Annotated in this window: 30 protein-coding genes; 1 reads left to right on the forward strand and 29 read right to left on the reverse strand. The window is 64.0% G+C overall.

Annotated elements, in window-relative coordinates:
• Positions 1–57: 57 nt before the first annotated feature.
• From P5G50_RS18330 to P5G50_RS18395, 15 genes are all read right to left on the reverse strand, one after another.
• Positions 58–813: a phage tail tube protein gene (locus tag P5G50_RS18330; protein ID WP_301209588.1), complete on the reverse strand. Its 756-nt coding sequence runs from the start codon at positions 811–813 to the stop codon at positions 58–60.
• 68 nt (positions 814–881) lie between these two features.
• Entirely contained in the window at positions 882–1,304 is a 423-nt protein-coding gene (locus P5G50_RS18335) for a hypothetical protein (RefSeq protein WP_301209589.1), read from the reverse strand.
• The gene (locus tag P5G50_RS18340; RefSeq protein ID WP_301209590.1) at positions 1,301–1,633 is read right to left on the reverse strand and encodes a hypothetical protein; all 333 of its coding nucleotides are present in this window, start codon (positions 1,631–1,633) and stop codon (positions 1,301–1,303) included. Before P5G50_RS18340 ends, P5G50_RS18335 begins: the two co-directional genes overlap by 4 nt.
• 10 nt (positions 1,634–1,643) lie before the next feature.
• Positions 1,644–1,982: a hypothetical protein gene (locus P5G50_RS18345; protein WP_301209591.1), complete on the reverse strand. Its 339-nt coding sequence runs from the start codon at positions 1,980–1,982 to the stop codon at positions 1,644–1,646.
• Positions 1,982–2,377, reverse strand: coding sequence for a Gp19/Gp15/Gp42 family protein (locus P5G50_RS18350; RefSeq protein ID WP_301209592.1), 396 nt, complete (start codon positions 2,375–2,377; stop codon positions 1,982–1,984). Before P5G50_RS18350 ends, P5G50_RS18345 begins: the two co-directional genes overlap by 1 nt.
• Before the next feature lie 19 nt (positions 2,378–2,396).
• On the reverse strand, positions 2,397–2,729 hold the full coding sequence (locus P5G50_RS18355) for a hypothetical protein (protein WP_301209593.1): 333 nt from the start codon (positions 2,727–2,729) through the stop codon (positions 2,397–2,399).
• A gap of 12 nt (positions 2,730–2,741) precedes the next feature.
• Positions 2,742–3,785, reverse strand: a complete 1,044-nt coding sequence (locus P5G50_RS18360; RefSeq protein ID WP_301209594.1) for a major capsid protein — start codon at positions 3,783–3,785, stop codon at positions 2,742–2,744.
• Positions 3,786–3,800: 15 nt separating this feature from the next.
• On the reverse strand, positions 3,801–4,184 hold the full coding sequence (locus tag P5G50_RS18365; RefSeq protein ID WP_301209595.1) for a head decoration protein: 384 nt from the start codon (positions 4,182–4,184) through the stop codon (positions 3,801–3,803).
• A 14-nt stretch (positions 4,185–4,198) separates the two neighbouring features.
• Complete coding sequence (locus P5G50_RS18370) at positions 4,199–4,825, reverse strand: hypothetical protein (RefSeq protein ID WP_301209596.1); 627 nt, start codon at positions 4,823–4,825, stop codon at positions 4,199–4,201.
• Between the two features lie 76 nt (positions 4,826–4,901).
• On the reverse strand, positions 4,902–5,711 hold the full coding sequence (locus P5G50_RS18375) for a hypothetical protein (RefSeq protein WP_301209597.1): 810 nt from the start codon (positions 5,709–5,711) through the stop codon (positions 4,902–4,904).
• The gene (locus P5G50_RS18380) at positions 5,692–7,101 is read right to left on the reverse strand and encodes a phage portal protein (RefSeq protein WP_301209598.1); all 1,410 of its coding nucleotides are present in this window, start codon (positions 7,099–7,101) and stop codon (positions 5,692–5,694) included. The genes P5G50_RS18375 and P5G50_RS18380 overlap by 20 nt, the downstream gene beginning before the upstream one ends.
• Positions 7,102–7,115: 14 nt before the next feature.
• Positions 7,116–8,777, reverse strand: a complete 1,662-nt coding sequence (locus tag P5G50_RS18385; RefSeq protein ID WP_301209599.1) for a hypothetical protein — start codon at positions 8,775–8,777, stop codon at positions 7,116–7,118.
• Positions 8,778–8,783: 6 nt separating this feature from the next.
• Complete coding sequence (locus tag P5G50_RS18390) at positions 8,784–9,257, reverse strand: phage terminase small subunit (protein ID WP_488192650.1); 474 nt, start codon at positions 9,255–9,257, stop codon at positions 8,784–8,786.
• A 97-nt stretch (positions 9,258–9,354) separates the two neighbouring features.
• Positions 9,355–9,777: an HNH endonuclease gene (locus P5G50_RS18630; protein WP_363319497.1), complete on the reverse strand. Its 423-nt coding sequence runs from the start codon at positions 9,775–9,777 to the stop codon at positions 9,355–9,357.
• Positions 9,778–9,900: 123 nt separating this feature from the next.
• Entirely contained in the window at positions 9,901–10,125 is a 225-nt protein-coding gene (locus P5G50_RS18395; RefSeq protein WP_301209601.1) for a hypothetical protein, read from the reverse strand.
• A 51-nt stretch (positions 10,126–10,176) separates the two neighbouring features.
• Here P5G50_RS18395 and P5G50_RS18400 point away from each other — a divergent pair, with 51 nt between their 5' ends.
• Positions 10,177–10,368, forward strand: coding sequence for a hypothetical protein (locus tag P5G50_RS18400; RefSeq protein ID WP_301209602.1), 192 nt, complete (start codon positions 10,177–10,179; stop codon positions 10,366–10,368).
• On the opposite strand, the gene P5G50_RS18405 is transcribed toward P5G50_RS18400, so the two are convergent.
• From P5G50_RS18405 to P5G50_RS18470, 14 genes are all read right to left on the reverse strand, one after another.
• Positions 10,365–10,646: a DUF7455 domain-containing protein gene (locus P5G50_RS18405; protein ID WP_301209603.1), complete on the reverse strand. Its 282-nt coding sequence runs from the start codon at positions 10,644–10,646 to the stop codon at positions 10,365–10,367. The two genes, P5G50_RS18400 and P5G50_RS18405, sit on opposite strands and share 4 nt — an antisense overlap.
• A gap of 161 nt (positions 10,647–10,807) precedes the next feature.
• Positions 10,808–11,014, reverse strand: a complete 207-nt coding sequence (locus tag P5G50_RS18410) for a hypothetical protein (protein WP_301209604.1) — start codon at positions 11,012–11,014, stop codon at positions 10,808–10,810.
• Positions 11,011–11,181 carry a hypothetical protein gene (locus P5G50_RS18415; RefSeq protein ID WP_301209605.1) on the reverse strand — a complete coding sequence of 57 codons (171 nt, stop codon included), beginning with the start codon at positions 11,179–11,181 and terminating at the stop codon, positions 11,011–11,013. Before P5G50_RS18415 ends, P5G50_RS18410 begins: the two co-directional genes overlap by 4 nt.
• 151 nt (positions 11,182–11,332) lie before the next feature.
• Positions 11,333–12,097, reverse strand: coding sequence for a DUF7341 domain-containing protein (locus P5G50_RS18420; RefSeq protein ID WP_301209606.1), 765 nt, complete (start codon positions 12,095–12,097; stop codon positions 11,333–11,335).
• On the reverse strand, positions 12,090–12,290 hold the full coding sequence (locus P5G50_RS18425; protein ID WP_301209607.1) for a hypothetical protein: 201 nt from the start codon (positions 12,288–12,290) through the stop codon (positions 12,090–12,092). Before P5G50_RS18425 ends, P5G50_RS18420 begins: the two co-directional genes overlap by 8 nt.
• Positions 12,287–12,415: a hypothetical protein gene (locus tag P5G50_RS18430; RefSeq protein ID WP_301209608.1), complete on the reverse strand. Its 129-nt coding sequence runs from the start codon at positions 12,413–12,415 to the stop codon at positions 12,287–12,289. The genes P5G50_RS18425 and P5G50_RS18430 overlap by 4 nt, the downstream gene beginning before the upstream one ends.
• The gene (locus P5G50_RS18435; RefSeq protein ID WP_301209609.1) at positions 12,412–12,834 is read right to left on the reverse strand and encodes a hypothetical protein; all 423 of its coding nucleotides are present in this window, start codon (positions 12,832–12,834) and stop codon (positions 12,412–12,414) included. The genes P5G50_RS18430 and P5G50_RS18435 overlap by 4 nt, the downstream gene beginning before the upstream one ends.
• Complete coding sequence (locus P5G50_RS18440) at positions 12,834–13,031, reverse strand: hypothetical protein (RefSeq protein ID WP_301209610.1); 198 nt, start codon at positions 13,029–13,031, stop codon at positions 12,834–12,836. Before P5G50_RS18440 ends, P5G50_RS18435 begins: the two co-directional genes overlap by 1 nt.
• Positions 13,032–13,200: 169 nt before the next feature.
• Positions 13,201–13,782: an HNH endonuclease signature motif containing protein gene (locus P5G50_RS18445; RefSeq protein ID WP_301209611.1), complete on the reverse strand. Its 582-nt coding sequence runs from the start codon at positions 13,780–13,782 to the stop codon at positions 13,201–13,203.
• Between the two features lie 108 nt (positions 13,783–13,890).
• Positions 13,891–14,307, reverse strand: a complete 417-nt coding sequence (locus tag P5G50_RS18450) for a single-stranded DNA-binding protein (protein WP_301209612.1) — start codon at positions 14,305–14,307, stop codon at positions 13,891–13,893.
• Complete coding sequence (locus P5G50_RS18455; RefSeq protein ID WP_301209613.1) at positions 14,304–14,666, reverse strand: hypothetical protein; 363 nt, start codon at positions 14,664–14,666, stop codon at positions 14,304–14,306. The genes P5G50_RS18450 and P5G50_RS18455 overlap by 4 nt, the downstream gene beginning before the upstream one ends.
• Positions 14,663–14,914 carry a hypothetical protein gene (locus P5G50_RS18460; RefSeq protein ID WP_301209614.1) on the reverse strand — a complete coding sequence of 84 codons (252 nt, stop codon included), beginning with the start codon at positions 14,912–14,914 and terminating at the stop codon, positions 14,663–14,665. Before P5G50_RS18460 ends, P5G50_RS18455 begins: the two co-directional genes overlap by 4 nt.
• A gap of 195 nt (positions 14,915–15,109) precedes the next feature.
• Complete coding sequence (locus tag P5G50_RS18465) at positions 15,110–15,472, reverse strand: hypothetical protein (RefSeq protein ID WP_301209615.1); 363 nt, start codon at positions 15,470–15,472, stop codon at positions 15,110–15,112.
• Positions 15,472–15,627, reverse strand: a complete 156-nt coding sequence (locus P5G50_RS18470; RefSeq protein ID WP_301209616.1) for a hypothetical protein — start codon at positions 15,625–15,627, stop codon at positions 15,472–15,474. The genes P5G50_RS18465 and P5G50_RS18470 overlap by 1 nt, the downstream gene beginning before the upstream one ends.
• Positions 15,628–15,862: the final 235 nt, after the last annotated feature.

Here is a 15,862-nt window from a genome sequence, read left to right on the forward strand (position 1 = left end):
TCAGGGTTGAAGGGTGGGACGGGGAGCCCCTGAGCCGAACTCCCCGCCCCGGTCTTGTTAGGCGTGCGCGCCGGCCGCCCAGGCAGTGCCCGACCAGTTGAAGTCGTAGCTGCCGACGGTGATCTTCTGACCGCTGGTCCAGGCCGTGGTCGGGTTCGCGACGTAGCCAAGCGCGGCGAGCTTGCCCGCGTTCGTGGAGTCCTGCGCGGTCACGGTCGCCTCGGCGGGGAACACCGTTCCCGGCGCTGCTGAGGCCTTGTTCGCTGTCGCGAGGGCCGGGTAGAAGCGACGCTCGGTTGCGCCGTCGATCGCGGCGGATGCGTACGCCTTGATGGTGATCTCGTAGCCGATGGGGTCGCTGCCCGAGTACACCTGGTCTCCGACCTCGGAGATCTCCGCGTCCGGCATCCACACCCGGATGATGTCGTCACCGTCCAGGACGTCGAACACGAACGACTTGCGTCCACCCGACGACGAAGGGTCCACATCGAAACTGCCGTCCGCGTTCACCGTCGTGCCGAAGTACAGCTCCACGGTTTCCCGGTTGGTCTGGATCAGCGTGAGCTGGTACGAAACCGACGCATCCGTGGTTACGGTACGGACAAGCGCACCCCGCTGCCACGCCTTGATGTCGTTCGTCGACCGATCCGTCGTACGAGTCGTCCCATCCTCGGACAGGTAGCCGAGGTTGTGGAACGCGTCAGGCAGCTCGGACGAAGCCGAAGTGGGTCCAGTGGTGCCGGTCGGGGCGACGTACCACGCGCCCGTGACGGCGACGTTGACCTCTGCCGAATCGAGAGTTCCAGTTGCCATGTTTGCCTCCCAGGGCACATGAAAAGAGCGCCCCGTGAGGCGCTGGTGAATGGTTGATGCTCAGGGGTTCAGCGGAACTCGCGGCCGCGACGCGTGACGTTCACGACCATGTACTGCTGAAACTGTGTGGTGTCGTTCGGCACCGGCACGGGACCGGCGGTGACACGTGAAGCTGTGATTGGTTTGCCGTCGATGATCCCCAGCGGGGCGGTCGCCTCGAAGACCGCGCGGATAAGTGCGGCGAGGTCTTCACAGTCGCCTTCGTCGTCGGCGTAGACGTTCACCCGGAGAGTCGTGTCATCGAGAGTGTCGAAGGCGCCGAGGCCGGGACCAGGGACGATCGTAACCATGCGCCTCTTGCCAGCGATCACCTGATTGGAGACAGCAGCCCCCGTGGTAAAAGGCTCGGGCCGCTCCGAAAGGATCGTCTTCACCTTCGCGATCACCGGCGCAGTTAGTGCTTCGTAGATCACGCTAATGGTGCCGCTCACGATCGCCGCTCCTGGCGCTTCCGTTCACGGACCTTGTACGCACGAGTCCGCTTCGGTTCATGTGCGGAAGCGATGGTCGACTGCAGCGCCGAAAGCGCTTCACCCGTTTTCGTTTCCTGCTCCATGGGGATGCTCGTGGCGACGACCGCTCGCGCGCGACGACCGCCACCACGAACTGTGCGGGATGTCGTGACCTCAACAGAGCCACCCGGCAGCTTCGACGCCACCCGCCCTCCGATGTTGCGGAGGAACGACTGCATTTCCGGGCCGGCCATGACCTGGTTACCCCAAGCCGCCTGGTTGATCTTGACCTTGATGCCCTTGGCCACGAGTTCCCCCTCAGTCAGTGGTGAAGGTGGTTCGACGGACGACGACTACCGTGCCGATCGGAATGTTGGCGCTATTCCTCCACACCGCTTCACGGCCTTCGGACTGGTACTCATCGCCGCGGATCACCCACCGATCGTCGGGCTCTGCGTCGACCATGTTCGGGTGTCGGAAGTACAGCGTCCCTCCGTCCACAGCTGTGACGGAGTCGAGGCCTCGCGTATCGTCCACCACGACGGGGGCGAAGACGTGCGCCACCTGCTGAGAGGTGCTCTGCGTGTACACGGGCTTGCCGTATCGGTCTTGTTCTCCGCTATCTACAAGGCGGATACGGGTGACGTTCTCGGCCATCAGAGCATCCTTGAGCGCACGCGGAATGACCGCACAGGGCTGCGTCCCGGGAGCAAGTCAGCAAGGTCCGCGCTTTCGATGTACAGTTCGCCGCTCGACAGGCTCGAGTCGATCGTCTTCGACGTGGAAAACGGGCCTGTCGTCTCGCTGATCTGCCGTAGCGCTTCCGGGTTCATCAGAACCCGCTTCACTGCGTTCACCACGGCTACGCGTGCAGCCTGCGCCGTGAGGTCGTCGGCGGTGACCATGGCGTCCATGTCTCGCCCACGCCGACGCGCAGCGAGTCGCAGCTTCAGCGACGCCTGCTCGAGAAGGGCTTTCGCAACGAGCACCTGTTCAGGAGTGAGAGGCTGCCAGACCTCCGCGACATCATCCGGGTCAGCAAATGCAGCCATGGCAGCCTCTCTCCCTGAGTTACTCGGTGGGGACGCCAGCAGCGTCGAGTGCGGCGATGATGTCCTTGCGAGTTGCGTCGTCTTCGACCGCCACCTGATGCGCAGCGGCGTAAGAGAGCCACGCATCGACGGTCGCCCTGGGTCCGCTCTTGGGCGGAACCTCGGACGGCGGCTTCACCTCGGCGGGCTTGTCAGCGGCCGGCGCAGCCTTGATGGGACGGCTTTCACCAGCCCACGCATTGGGGTTGGTGATGAGTTTCTGCGCCCAAGCGGGCACGGTGTCCCCAGGTCCGAAGATCTGGGGGACACCGTGCTCGTCGTAGACGTGGACGGTGCTTTTCAGCTCGGCCACGGTGTTCCCTTCTTAGAGGACGTCAGCGGAGAAGCTGAGGTCCGCGTTGGCGAGGACCGGGAGCGCGATCGCGTCGGAAATCACCTCGGCGATCATCGGCGGCTTCTCGCCCCGGTATGCGCCGACGACGAGTCCGGGCTGCTCGCCGTCCTCGATGCCGTACGCCGGGTCGAGCGACGTGAGGGTCTGACCCCAGAACGTGGCGCCGAGCTCGGTGCCCTCCCAGTCGTCCGTCGCCACGGGGGCGGGGAGGAGCAGGAGACGGTCGTCCGGGATGACCTTCGTCGCCACACCGTTGACGTTCACACGGCGGTCGTAGACGACGATCGGAGGAAGGCCGGCGCCCTCGATGATCGCGTCCACGTCCGCACGGGTGGCCGGGCGGGCGCCACCGTTGATCAGCTGCGTCTGGAACTCGGTCCCTGCAGCGAGGGCACGGAGCACACGAGTGGACATCAGCAGAGCACCGGGCGCGACCCCGTTGTCGGCGATGTACGTGTCCGTCCACGTCTGCAGGTCAGCGAGCCGCGACACCGAACCGGTCGACCATGCCGAGGCAGCAGTCACAGTGTGCCCCGCGGAGCGACCGAAGTCGTCGTCGGACTGGAACTTGCCACCGAAGTTGGTCGGGTTGATGGTCGCCTTGCCGGTGGCGAGGACGATGCCGCGCAGCCGCTCGACGGAGTCCGCGACAGCGCGAGCGACGCGCCCCGTGGTGTTGAGGACGGCCTGCAGCATCTGGTCGTCACCCGCGTTGCGGGCCCGAAGCTGCTGATACTCCGACACGGGGATGTTCTGGCCGACAGCAGGCAGTTCGAGGGTCACTCGCTTGCCGCTGGGGCCCTTCCCGATCTCCGGTTCGGCGTCGTAGGCGCGCCACTGGGCGATGTCGACCAGACCAGTGGACCCCTGCATGAAGCGCACGACGATGTCGGCAACCTCACGGTTCGGGAGGAACTGGGCAAGGGTGCCCTTGCTGGCCTCGTAGTCTGCGAGCGAGGCCCGCGCATACCCGGTCAGAGTGGCCGGGTCGATGACGTCAGTCCAAAGTGCCATGACTGGTCACTCCTTTCAGGCGAAGACGATCGTGGTCGCGTCCTTCGCAGCCAGGGGCTTCGCGAAGTTCGCGTAGGGCACCTTGGCGACGTTGACACGGCCGTGGTCGATGATGGGAGCCGCGAAGTCGGTGGTGCCGACAACGGGCTGGTCGGTGAGGATGAAGCCGGCGAGGATGCCTGCTCCGGTCGTCGTACCGGTGGTCACGTCGTACGGGACGGCGAGGCCACTGACGATGGCGACGGGGGTACCCGACGGGATGTATCCGTTCGGATAGTGCGTGTTGGCAGTGAACGTCGAGATGTCGATCGTCTCGGTACGCGCGTTGCGGATACCGTGCGACGAGCCGAGCCAGGACTGGTCACCGCCGCCGACGCTCTCAGTCTTCAGACGAGGCATGGCTGTGTTCCTTTCTAGGAATCGGTCTTCTTGGTTTTGCGGTTGGCGAAGAGGTCTGCCCCCGCGCCGACGCCCTTGGCGGGCTCGTTGTTGCCGCGTCGCCCTTGGCCGAGGTCGATGCCCTTCTTCTGAGCTGTCGCCTCGGTCGAGTTTGCATCGACCCACGCGTTGATCGCGTCGATGTCAGCAGCTCCGTCCTTGACGAACTGACTCCGGTTCAGGTCAAGCAGCGCGCTCGGGTCCGGGATCCGCCCGGTGAGCGCCCTAGCCAGGGCGTTGTTCACGCGCTCGGCTGCGAGCTGAGCGCGGATCTCCGCGCGGCCCTCTTCCCTGGCCGCGTCCAGAGCGTTCTGCTCCGCGGTCTGGGTCTTCTGCCGAAGCTCAGCGTTGTCCTTCTCGAGCTGGGCGATCTTCTCCGGAGTCCATTCACCGAAGGCCTTCACGCGGCCTTCGTGCTTGCGGGACTGGTGCAGGTGGTAGGCCGCCTGCTGCTCCGGCGTCATTTCCTTGACAGGAGTGTTCGCCGGGAAGCCGGTGTCGCCACCAGTGTTGGTGTCACCGCCTTCTCCACCCGCGTTCTCCTCGTCGGTGATGAAGCGCAGGCGTGGGTTTCGGATGAGGATGCCGCCTCGAGTGAACATGCTGGTTGTCTCCCATGTCGGGTGTTTGGGTTCCCCATGTCGGGGCTCACCACCCAGGAAGGGTGGAAGTTCGTGGTCAGACCTCGGACGGGCCGGTGAAGTGGTCCTTACGCCAGGCAAGGACAGGACCGAGTTCGCCGTGCTCGTGCGTAACGATCACGTTGAGATAGTCGCTGATCGGACTACCGAGGCCGACGTCGCGGCCCCCGCTATCCGCCCGGCCAGCTTTCGCCTCTACCGCTGCGTGGGTTTGCTCGAGCAGTTCCGGGGCGATGACCTGCTCGTCAGGGTCGCCGATGAAGCTCTTGATCCCGCAGTCGCATCCGGGGTGGATCGGCATCAGCTTGCTCTTGTGATACCGCTGGGTGGACGCGATCACGCAGAGGGCGCAGTCCTCACGCCCGGTCAGGGTGCGCTGGTACAACTCGACACCGGTTCGTGACATCGCTTTGCGTGCCGAGTGGGTCTTCGCCAGTTGCAGACCGGAGGAGACCAGGTCGAGGAGCCGTTCGCCGCCCTTCGACGCAGCTGTTGTAAGGCTGTCGCCGTCACGGAGACCCGTATACAGCGTCGTGAACGGCCGCTGGTACACCGTGGCCGCGTCCACACCACGGAGAGCCTCCGTGGACGCGTCAACGACGGCGCCACGGGTGATCGCTGTCCCCAGCTGCTCCGCCGCGACCCTCGACAGGTACGCGTCCGTCAGTTCGGCGACCCGCTTCTGCCCTGCCTCGACACGAGGCACGATCTCAGCGATCAGCCGCTCAGCGTCAGCATCCCGATATGCCGAGAGCGCAGACCAGCGCCGGTACGCGTACGACATCACCTTGCTGCGCACGGCTGCGACTTGGGCGTCGTAGTTCAGGTCAAGCCGCGTTACCGCCACCGGTCAACTCCTCCGTCAGCAGTGCCTCGTCAGAGGACTCGGCCTCCGCCTGGGCGACCTGCTCCGGAGTGAACTGCCAGATCTCCCTCATGATGGTCCGCTTCGCGAGCGTCTTCGACGCTTGCGCCGAGGCGTTAGCCTTGTCCGTGACGGTGTACCGAGAAGCAGGCTTCCAGTCGATCGTGATCTTGGACTTGTTGGCCCGCTCTTCGTCGCCGGCCGTGAGGAATGCCAGGTACATGACGTCCACGAGAGCGGCCGTGCACCGGATCTGCTTGTCCTCCGTGGCGAAGATCAGGCCCTCACTGTTCGCCTGCGCACCAGCAGCAGACTCATTGTCCGGGGCGAACATCGCCAGCGGACGCCGCGTCACCGCAGCGAGCTCCCGAATGTCGTCCTTGATCGCCGACTGGATGCCCTGCATGTCCGCCTGGGCGGTCTGGAACACCTTCGAGTTGTACGGCAGCTGAATCCACGACCCGGGATCTGTGGTGAGGACGTTGTCCGGGATCGAGTCGATCTCGTTGCCGTCCTCGTCGACCGCGTCTTCCACGTCGACCTGGATGACCATCTGCTTGAACGCCTGATAGGCGGCGATGACCATGCTGTTGTAGGTCTTGTGGTTGATTCGGTCCAAGACGTCCGTGTGGGGCTCGAATTCTCCGATTCCACGACGATTCCGGAACCGGACCACCGGAACCACCGGATGGTTCAGCTCCTCACCATCAGCGCCGCCACGGTCCTCATCCCACACGTACGCTGAGGGGCTGAACGAGATCGACTTACCGGGTGCGGAGCGCTCCCGATATGCGACCCAGCGGCGCGCGTTCGACTGGGAACCATCCTCGAGGCGCTGCCCCGGGAGGAACAGGTAGATGTAGTCCCTTTTCTCATCCGCATCGTGGAAAACCTTGACCGCGGCCCGCACCTCGGACTGCCTGACCGGGTTGTGGAACGTGACCACCTGGCGAGGATCCTCACCCGTGATTACGACCTCACCGTCCTCGTCCAACCCAACGATCATGTACGCGTCGGACAGGGCGAGCATGTTCTCCAGGACATCGGCAAACTCAACGTCCAGGCCGTTGTTCTTCCAGATCTGCCATGCGACATCATCGACCTGGTCGTCGGACACGGCGGTGCGGATCTCCCTCACCGCGCAACGCTCCCGAATCGACCCCACGATCAGCTCGGCGAAGTTCGTGCACGACTTCTTCTGGAACGACTTGAACGCATCCGACACGCCACTGCCGACCGGAACCGGGAGGGGCGGCTCACCATCGTGGTAGCCGGCCAGGCGCTGCAGCCGCGGGAGACGGGCGTTGAGCTTCTTCACGCCCTTGACGATCCACCACCCGGGAGAGTTGATCTCGGTGACATCGATGGCCACTGCGACCTCCCTTCCTACTTGAGACGGCGGATCACCGCCTTGCGCTTCGCCTTAGGCTTCGCACCCGTACGTCGCGCGTCAGCACACGCCTTCCACGACAGGACCGCAGCCATGCCGGCGTCGAACTTGAGCTCCTGCTGGCCTTCCTGCTTCGCCATGACAAGAAGGGGCTTGCCCTCGTCGTCTTTCACGCGAAGTTCCTTCACGCCAGCGTTGCCGAGGTGTCGGATCAGGTCGTTGTGCGGGTCGAAGTCGCCATCCGGATTCTCGATGCCACCGAAGCGGACACTGCGGGTGTCGATCGCTTCGGTGTACTCGCGGAGCGTGTACGCCATCCGGACGTACTTGTTCGTCCAGAACTCCTCAACCTGATCCGGCCACTTGGCCGACCAGGAACCCATCGTTTCCGTCCAGTGGGGCGGGTCGCCGTACAGCTTCCACACCTCGAACCGCTCCATGGCGTCTTCGAGGGTCTGGGTGACCTCATCCTCGGGGACTTCCCAGTCCTCGTCGTCTTCCGGTCGCTCCCAAAGACCCAGGAGTTCCTGCACACCGGTCGCGATGTCCGTCGCCACGAGCCCTGTCGCGTCTCGGAAGCGTGCGCCGTCGAACCCGAGGCCAACAAACGCGCCCTTGGGGATCGTCTTCCCCGGGTCGGCGAGGTCCAGCAGCTTCTTGAAGTCGAAGAACTGCGACCCCGACTTCCGCCACCGGTTCAACCAGACACGCTCGAGATACGCCTTGTCAGCCTTCGGGCGATCCCACTGCTTCGCGATCGACTCGAACTGGCCCGGACCATACTCGCCAACGGGACCTGTCGCGTCCGCTATAGCGGCGACCCGCTGGTCGATAGTCGTGAGGTCGTCGTGCTCGTCGCCAGCCCACCGTGCAAAGAAGAACAGCGCCGGGTTCTCGATCTCGCCCCGGTCGATCATCTCCGCCTCAGCGCGCACATCCTCTTGGATGCTGCCCTGCCCGGGCTTCCCTGCTGTGGACGTGTACAACGCCCACGGGTCTTCCAGTGGACGCTTCGTCAGGTTCGCGCTCATCGTCTCGTGCGCGTTCTTGGCCGACGGAAGATACAACCGGTGCGGTTCGTCGAAGTGCTGAAACGTCGTCAGGGCACCATCACGCGACCCCGGCGAGTTCGACACCGGAACAACCTGACCATCAGCACGGCCCCGCGCATCAAGCCGGAGGATCCGCTCGAGCGAAGAATCGAAAAGGTCAGCGTCAGGGCCTTCCTCGACCACGTACTTCAGCACACCGAACGCCAGCTCGGAGACCTGCTCCTCCGTCACCGCCATCATCGGGATGTACGGGAACGCCACCGGCCGGCCGACAGGATCACCGTCAGCGTCGAATCCATCGCACCGAACGGGCCCCTCGGGGTGCAGCTCGGCGAACGCTACCCAGGCAGCGAACTCGGTCTTCGCCATGCCCTTACGCCACTCGATCGCTCCACGCTGGAACCGGCGCCGTCCAGCAAGACGATGCCCCTGCGGATACACCTCGTACAGGCGGTACAGAGCAGCGAGCTTCTCGTCATCCAGTCGCGCCGGCTGCCCCGCAAGAGAACCGGGGCCGAACACGCACCGGTCAAGGATGAACTCCGCCACCGAAGGGCCAAGCGTCGGGTACGTCAGATCGAGCGGCGGAACAATCAGGACCGCCATGCCGGCCTACTGAGCCAGACGAAGGCGAGGATCATCGCCCTTCGGCTTCTTCGCAGCCCGACGCTTCTCCGTCCGCTCCTCAGCCTCATCAGCCGCAGCGAACTGGATCTTCAACCGGGCCCGATCCTCCGGCGTAGCGCCGAACTTCGCAACCCGAAGCCGCAACTCATTCGCCACCGACGTGTTACCCGTCCAGAACTTCGCGTGGATCAGGGCAGTATCCATGAGCTCCGACCAGTCGGTCTCCGTGAACTCATCCGACAGCGGCGAACTCGCCCACATGTCCCACCACTGACGCGTCCGCTCCGGCCACACGAACTGCTGCATCACAACGTTGCCGTCGATCTCCACCGACACATCAAAGGTAGGCAGTTCAGGCTGCTCAGACGGTGCCGCCTCAATGATGCGCATCTGCGCGCCACCACCGTTGCGACGCACCCGCCGAGACGGATCCTTCGGAGCAGGTCCACGACCAGCCATGACTACCTCCCATGTCGGGAAAACGAGAGCCCATGTCGGGCAGGAACCACAGGGCCCAGAAAGTCCCAGACCCGTACGGCTCCAAATCTGCAGCACCTCATCGCCCTGTCGACGGGCCCCGGGGGTGGGGGGTGGAGGCCTGGGTGCTTGTTCGTTGTGTTGTTGTTCGTGGTGTGCCCGTGAAGGCTCGCGTCCGGCCTCGTGCTGCTTCTTGTTTGGTCTTGGCTGCGTGGCAGGTGGTGCAGGCCCCCTGGCCGTTGCTGAGGGTGTAGGTGCCGCCTTCAGCCACGGGTGTGATGTGGTCTGCTTCGGTGGCTTTGCCTGTGCACTTCGGTCCGCGTATCTCGCAGCGTCCGCCGCATCGTTGGAGTACCGCTGCTCTCCACTCGCGGTGGAGTGGGGTGTTGGTGCGGTCTGTGCCGTATGCCCAGTTGATGGGGGTGTGTTCGTAGCAGTACCGCTGATTGGTGATGCGGTTCTCGCAGCCTGGGGTGGGGCATTTGCGGGGGGCCCGGGGCATTGTTTGATACCCCCCCCCCCCGGGTGGTTTAGTCGTACCCCCGGGTGTCTTCACAGCAGAGGGTGGCGGCGAACGCGGATGGGTATTCGGCGCCGCAGTTCTCGCATGCGGTCATGCCGTTCACTAGTCGGCCTTGCCTTCGATGCGGTGGTCGACGGTGACACGTTCGGCGAGGATGGTAATCGTGACGGCCGGGCAACCATCATCGCTGACCTGGACCGATACGCCTGATGCGTCGATGTGCCAGGGGAAGTCTTCACCGTCGATTGTGATGCCGAAGCGTCGGCTTTCCGACTTGCTTTCGAGGAGTCGGGCATCGACATCGATGCGGCCTGCGAGCTTCGGCATTCGAGTTGCCTCCGGTCGTATACTGTGGCCCACTTGATTGAGGGGGCCGGCGTGGCTGTGAAGTTTGAGACCAAGACGCTGAAGTTGAAGACGACGCGTGGGTCTGGTCGAGACAAGAAGAAGGGTGAGCGTCAGCTCGCTGAGCTGATCGCTGACGGGTGGGAGATCGTGTCCGAGCATCGGAAGGGTGCGCTCGAGTGGGGCAACAAGGACACGTACATCCTGCGTCGGGCGAAGGCTTAGGCGATCCATTCGGTTTCGTCGATGATGCCGCACTTGCCGTCGAGTGCCATTGTCCAGATGCGTTCGCGTACTTCGTGCCAGTGGTGTGCGCACCAGTGCAGCGTGCCGGCCAGTTCGTCTTTGTCGCCGTCCCGGTACATGTGGACTCGGACGTATGCGATGGCGGGGCAGGATGCGTGGTCGCAGGTGTCGCCGTCGTGGAGGACACGGTATGTGCCTGGTTCGTGCGGGTCTTCGGGTGGCGCGGGGAGCGGTTTGGGTGCTGCTGTGTCGGTCATCGTTGACCTCCGCTCGTTGCGGTTGGTTGGTTCCGCCCGTCAGCTCGGGGGTTGAGTGTTTGGTCGGTCCGTCGCGTCTTGCGTGAGCGTCTGTGCTCGAACGTGTGGATGCGAGGTGCCCCGACCGTTCTGGTTGGTGTGTGATGCTGAGGGGCGGAAGATCAGGTGTAGTACGCGCCTTGGCAGTAGGCGATGGGAATCGACGGTGTCGCGCCGAACTGATCCAGGATGCGCACATTGCCGCGGCCGTCAACCACGACGATGACGACGCTGCCGTCAAATCCGCTGGCTGCGATCGCGACCGGCGTCTGTGGGGAAGGGAGGACGTCGCCTACTTCGACCACTTGAGCGATACGTGTCACGTTCATCGCGCACGCCTGCTGGTGTTCCAGATCACTCCGGCGGCGGCCCATGCAAGCAGGATCCATGCGATCGCTGCGAGCGGCGCCGCATCCATCAGCGTCGCGTTGCGGATATTCAACGCTGCCACCACCGCGACCAGAGCCCATCGAAGCGCGAGTGTATCGCCGTCCATGGCGCCTCCCCGCGCAGATCAGGTGCCTGACCCTGATGTGGTGGGGATCAGGTATCAGCGCCTTACATGAGAAAACCCCCGCTGTTGGGCGGGGGCTTCTCGAAGGCTTTTGGGCGCACTCGTAGTGCGTATCGTCATCGTAGCACGCGAATTACACCGTTGTCATTCCCTCCTGACGTGTCGTTGCTTCGGCTTGTTCGAGTTCGAACTGCAGCTCTCTGAGGCCAAACTCTGCGCCGCATGCTCGGCAGATTGCGTGCCCCTTCTCGATCATCTCCGGGTCATCCCGCTTGTACCGAATCAGCAGCGGTCTGGGACGGCCGCGGCGAATACCTTCCATCGGGGGCAGGCGCCGTCGCGGCTCTCCGGGCTTGTCCTCGCTGGCGTCCCACCACTCCTCCGCATGGCAGACCGGGCACGGGTTGGGAAGGTCCTTCTCCCGCCACGGGTCGAGCATGGTCCGGATGCTGGCTGCCCACTTCTGCATGACTGCGGCGAAGAACGCCGCATGCTCCTCGTCAAGGTCGCGCACGTACACCGATGCGTTCCATGCTTCGAGGTTCTCTCTGGTGTGCTTTCGGTCGAGGACGCCGGCCATCCGGCACCAGTCGCGTACTGCTGACGAGATCTTCATGGCCTCGTAGAGGGCGTGCACATTGAGGACAGCTGATTCGGAGGCGAGCGCGGCTCCCTTCGTGCTGCCGCCCATGCTTGACTGGATAGCGTCGTCGAGCATGTCGAGAAGCGGGGGCAGTTCCACGGTCACCTTCTGCGTTCCTACGACATGCTCCGTGACCGTCTCGATGCCGTCGTCATCGGTGGTGACGTAGCGGCTGATGATGTCCTGTTCCTGGCGACGCTTCTGGGGTTTCGTGAGTGCTTCGACTGCTGCGAGGAGCGGATCAGTCTCAGACATGCGGGGCCTCCTTCACGAACGGGTTGGGCCGATGGATCGGGTACGACGGGTCAGCCGCTTGCTTATCTAGTTCCACGCGGCGTGCGTCGTAGCCCGCGTCCCATGCCAAGGCGAGAAGTTCCTGCTGCTGGGCGAGCGCACGGCTGGCGGATTCGATCTGGTCGAGCAGGTAGTTGTGAAGGCGCTCGCTCATTTCTTGCCCTTCTTCTTGGTTTTGACGGTGATCGTCAGTTCGGGGAACTCTTCACGGAACACGGATGCGAGGGCTTCAGCGTCCACCTGGTGGAGGCCCTTGATCACTACACGGGAATCCGTCACGAGGACGTCTCCTCTGTAGTTACCTCGAACCATCGGCCGTTCCCGAGCCTCTTGACGACAACGACCGGGTCTTCGCCTTCCTCGCGGACTGTGGTCATGGCATCCTCCTGGGCTTCTTTGAGGGACGCGCATTCGAACATGTCCCAGATGGTGCCGTCGTTGGCCTTCTGTGCAGTCCCGTACGTCGTCATGGCGTCGAGCTGGGCCTGCAACTCGGTGGTCGCGGTACGGACGGCTTCTGCTGCTACTGCCTTGTCGTGCTCAGCAAGCCAAGTGTCGAATTGACCAAGCGCCCCTTCGAAGTTGACGTTTCCGACCATGTCGTTTACCTCGTAGAGACCCAGGTGGTACACCTCGCGGACCTGCTCGGTGGTGGGTACCTCCGGCTTCGGCCGGATGTGCTCACTACCGTTGGTCATCACTGCTCCTCCTTCGCGAGGGCACGGAGCTTGCGGATGCTGATGCCGGAGTGCCCGGACAAGCGCAGGGCGGGATCGTCAGCGGCTTCTCGAAGCGCTTCCTTCCGCGCCCACTGTGCAATAACCCGCGCGCTGCGAATGTCCACGACGTGGCCCGCGTCATCCGCCGCCAGCATCACTTCGTCTGGGATGTTCACTTCGTCTCCTTCTGGTGGCAGTTGTTGGGGCAGTTGAGGTTGTATCCGCACGGCAGCTCGCCGTATCCGGGGACTCCGCGCCGGCATTTCGCGCAGCACTTCGACACCCTCACGGACCGGTCTCGTGGGGTGGGTGACTGGTGGCAACCATTCGCAGACCCGTAACGCATCAGCCGGCCACCTTTTCGATCGCGAGCAACAGGTGGTCAGGCAGAGGCGCACCTGGGTTTCGGCGCCGCCAGTTATGCCGTAGGTGGTAGAGCCGGTAGCAGTCGGCGCACCCCAGACCGCCTCGCCTGCCTCCGGCCTTGGCCGTAGCGCTCACCGGCCGGAGTTGGGTGTTCGGGTGTCCGTTCGCGCAAACCCCCATCGGCCAGTCGTGACCGTTCGTGCGACGAGCGTTCTCGAAGTTCGGGAGCAGGCGCAGGTGATCGGGGTTGACGCACCGCCGCTCTTTGCAGATGTGGTCGATAGTCATTCCGAGCGGAACCTGGCCGTGAATAGCAGTCCATGCCGCACGGTGCGCCAACACCATCGCGTTCCGAGCAGCCGTTCGCCGCTCCTCCTTCGGGAGCGACCAGCCGATCTGCGCGTAGCCGTGAGTGGACACCGAGTATCGGCTGATCCAGCATCCGTTCGGCTGCTTGTCGACGTTGGTCAGGGCCCGCTGCGCTACTCGCTCAGGGACGACGACGGAGTTCCACCGGTCGGGGGTGCGGAAGTTCGCTGAGGCGTCGTGGGTAGAATCCATGACAGCCCTCCAATCGCTCAGATCGATTCGTAGGGTCAGGCCCTGGCTGAGCGTTGGCGCGCTCGTCGGGGCCGCTTCAATTCTATCGAACATGTCTTCGTCTCCGGGCTAGAACGGGGTCGAGTCGTTGAACGACGGAGCCGGGTCATCCCAGACGCTCGATTCGGGCGTCTGCGGGGCACTGGTGGGCCGTGAGGCGGTCTTCGCGACCACTGCGGTGGCGAACCTGAGGTCCGGTCCGATCGCGTCGGCGGTGACCTCCCACCCCGTGCGCTTCTCCCCCGCCTGCGTCTCGTACTGCCGGGATGTGAGCCGGCCGATGACCATCACACGGGTGCCCTTGTCGAACTGGGCGACGTGTTCAGCCATCTCCCCCCACACGGTCACACGGTGGAAGTCGGTCTCCTCTGACTCGCCACGCTTCCGGTTCACGGCGACGTTGAGGTTCGCGACCGCCTTCCCCGCCTGCGTGTACCTGAGGATCGGAGTCTCGGTGAGGTTGCCTGTGAATGCGATGCTCGTCATGCTTCGTTGCCTTTCGGGTTGGTGATCTTGCGGGTATCGGTCGGGATGTTGAGACCCTTCAAAGCGGTTCGGACGCTGTCGTACGACACACCGAAATGCGCGGCGATCTGCGGACCCGAACGGTGGAGGGTGATCAGTTCCCGGATCTCGGCCTCAACTGCGGGGTCGTGCCAGTTGAGTGCGGGTCGGGCGCCGTGGTTGCCGCCGTTCGGTGCCGGCGGGCGTTGCGTGGGGTGTGGGGGTGTGGTGCCGAGGAGGTGATGCGCGGTCTCCACGATCAGGTCCGCGATCCGCATCTCTCGCTTGTCAGCGATCGACGCAAGCCGACCCCACACAGCGTCAGGAAACTCGACCTTCATGCGGTCACCTCCGAACGCTGCGCGGTAATCCACTCGGCGACGCCCATGAGCATCACGACCACGTCATCCGGCGCGTCCCCGACGTCGTGTCCTTCGACCGCGTTGTCTTCGTAGCTCTGGAAGATGCGGTCACGGGCCCGATCGAGGAGGTCTCCTGCCAGTGGGTGATGCGGGTTCTCCGCGTACGCGAGGAAGTCCGGGAGCCAGGCCTCGGTGAGCTCGTAAGCCATTGCGAGGTCGATCATCACGCCACCCCCTGACGGGAGATGCGAGTTATCCACAGTCCGACTCGTGCGTTTAGGAACAGAAGATTGATCGCATGAGTCTTAGAAGCGTGCGTCTGTTGCGTTCGTACGTTCGTTCGTTCGTTCGTGCCATCACGCACCCATCTGGGTAACCCATGCGGGGGTGCCATATGGCAGAACCGGATAGCAGAACCGTCCTCAGTCATCACCCCACCTCGCCTCCGCACCCTTCTTTCCCGCGGAACTCTTGGCATCGTGGATGGCCTGCTGAGCTGCACCGACCACCTGACGGGTGCCGAAATTACGGATCCGCCACCCCCCATCGGTGGTCTCCCACAGGTCCGCAGCCACCAGAAGCGCCGCATCCGCGGTCGTTCCGTGCACCCATTTCAGGCTGGTGCGTTTGATCACACCGTCCGTTCCGTGCCCGACGGAGTGTCCGAGGGCGCAAATGTAGACGAAACCGGCTTGCTTTCCGCGTGCTCCGTGGGTCTCTACGAGCTCGGTGATCTTGTCGTGCGACGCCAGAGACGTGTCCGCTCTGAACCATGTGAGGTCCATCAACGACCTCCTTTCGTCGTGTATCCGCCGGCTGCTGCGATCAGCTCGACCGCCTCCGCCCGCCCCATGACGTGTGCGCGTCCTTCCGTGTCGGGTAGGAACCAGCCGCCCAAGTTGCGGTCGTAGAACGGCACCTGATCCGCGGTGAGGAGCATGTGACGACGCAGCTTCCATCCGTTGTGGAGGGCGAGTTCCTGCAGGTCACTCTCGAAGCGCTGATTGCACGGAAGGCAAGCAGTGAGACCATCAGCCGGCGTCAGGACAGGCGCCTTCTTCCCACGGCCCCCATGCCCTGATGCGGCACGGTGCTGCCACGACAACGGACCCGTCGCACCACAGCACACACACCGGTAGCCGTCACGGAGGTAGGTGAGGTCGCGGACCTTCTGA

The organism is Leifsonia williamsii (assembly GCF_030433685.1).
Classification (GTDB): Bacteria; Actinomycetota; Actinomycetes; order Actinomycetales; family Microbacteriaceae; genus Leifsonia; species Leifsonia williamsii.

Coding starts and splice junctions, on each gene's coding strand:
- P5G50_RS18465 (WP_301209615.1), bottom strand. CDS start 15,472: ATGGACCTCACATGGTTCAGAGCGGACACGTCTCTGGCGTCGCACGAC.
- P5G50_RS18345 (WP_301209591.1), bottom strand. CDS start 1,982: ATGGCCGAGAACGTCACCCGTATCCGCCTTGTAGATAGCGGAGAACAA.
- P5G50_RS18445 (WP_301209611.1), bottom strand. CDS start 13,782: ATGGATTCTACCCACGACGCCTCAGCGAACTTCCGCACCCCCGACCGG.
- P5G50_RS18420 (WP_301209606.1), bottom strand. CDS start 12,097: ATGTCTGAGACTGATCCGCTCCTCGCAGCAGTCGAAGCACTCACGAAA.
- P5G50_RS18365 (WP_301209595.1), bottom strand. CDS start 4,184: ATGCCTCGTCTGAAGACTGAGAGCGTCGGCGGCGGTGACCAGTCCTGG.
- P5G50_RS18405 (WP_301209603.1), bottom strand. CDS start 10,646: ATGACCGACACAGCAGCACCCAAACCGCTCCCCGCGCCACCCGAAGAC.
- P5G50_RS18630 (WP_363319497.1), bottom strand. CDS start 9,777: ATGCCCCGGGCCCCCCGCAAATGCCCCACCCCAGGCTGCGAGAACCGC.
- P5G50_RS18455 (WP_301209613.1), bottom strand. CDS start 14,666: ATGAAGGTCGAGTTTCCTGACGCTGTGTGGGGTCGGCTTGCGTCGATC.
- P5G50_RS18450 (WP_301209612.1), bottom strand. CDS start 14,307: ATGACGAGCATCGCATTCACAGGCAACCTCACCGAGACTCCGATCCTC.
- P5G50_RS18370 (WP_301209596.1), bottom strand. CDS start 4,825: ATGTTCACTCGAGGCGGCATCCTCATCCGAAACCCACGCCTGCGCTTC.
- P5G50_RS18395 (WP_301209601.1), bottom strand. CDS start 10,125: ATGCCGAAGCTCGCAGGCCGCATCGATGTCGATGCCCGACTCCTCGAA.
- P5G50_RS18390 (WP_488192650.1), bottom strand. CDS start 9,257: ATGGCTGGTCGTGGACCTGCTCCGAAGGATCCGTCTCGGCGGGTGCGT.
- P5G50_RS18470 (WP_301209616.1), bottom strand. CDS start 15,627: ATGCTCCTCACCGCGGATCAGGTGCCGTTCTACGACCGCAACTTGGGC.
- P5G50_RS18425 (WP_301209607.1), bottom strand. CDS start 12,290: ATGAGCGAGCGCCTTCACAACTACCTGCTCGACCAGATCGAATCCGCC.
- P5G50_RS18385 (WP_301209599.1), bottom strand. CDS start 8,777: ATGGCGGTCCTGATTGTTCCGCCGCTCGATCTGACGTACCCGACGCTT.
- P5G50_RS18415 (WP_301209605.1), bottom strand. CDS start 11,181: ATGGACGGCGATACACTCGCGCTTCGATGGGCTCTGGTCGCGGTGGTG.
- P5G50_RS18350 (WP_301209592.1), bottom strand. CDS start 2,377: ATGGCTGCATTTGCTGACCCGGATGATGTCGCGGAGGTCTGGCAGCCT.
- P5G50_RS18330 (WP_301209588.1), bottom strand. CDS start 813: ATGGCAACTGGAACTCTCGATTCGGCAGAGGTCAACGTCGCCGTCACG.
- P5G50_RS18410 (WP_301209604.1), bottom strand. CDS start 11,014: ATGAACGTGACACGTATCGCTCAAGTGGTCGAAGTAGGCGACGTCCTC.
- P5G50_RS18360 (WP_301209594.1), bottom strand. CDS start 3,785: ATGGCACTTTGGACTGACGTCATCGACCCGGCCACTCTGACCGGGTAT.
- P5G50_RS18435 (WP_301209609.1), bottom strand. CDS start 12,834: ATGACCAACGGTAGTGAGCACATCCGGCCGAAGCCGGAGGTACCCACC.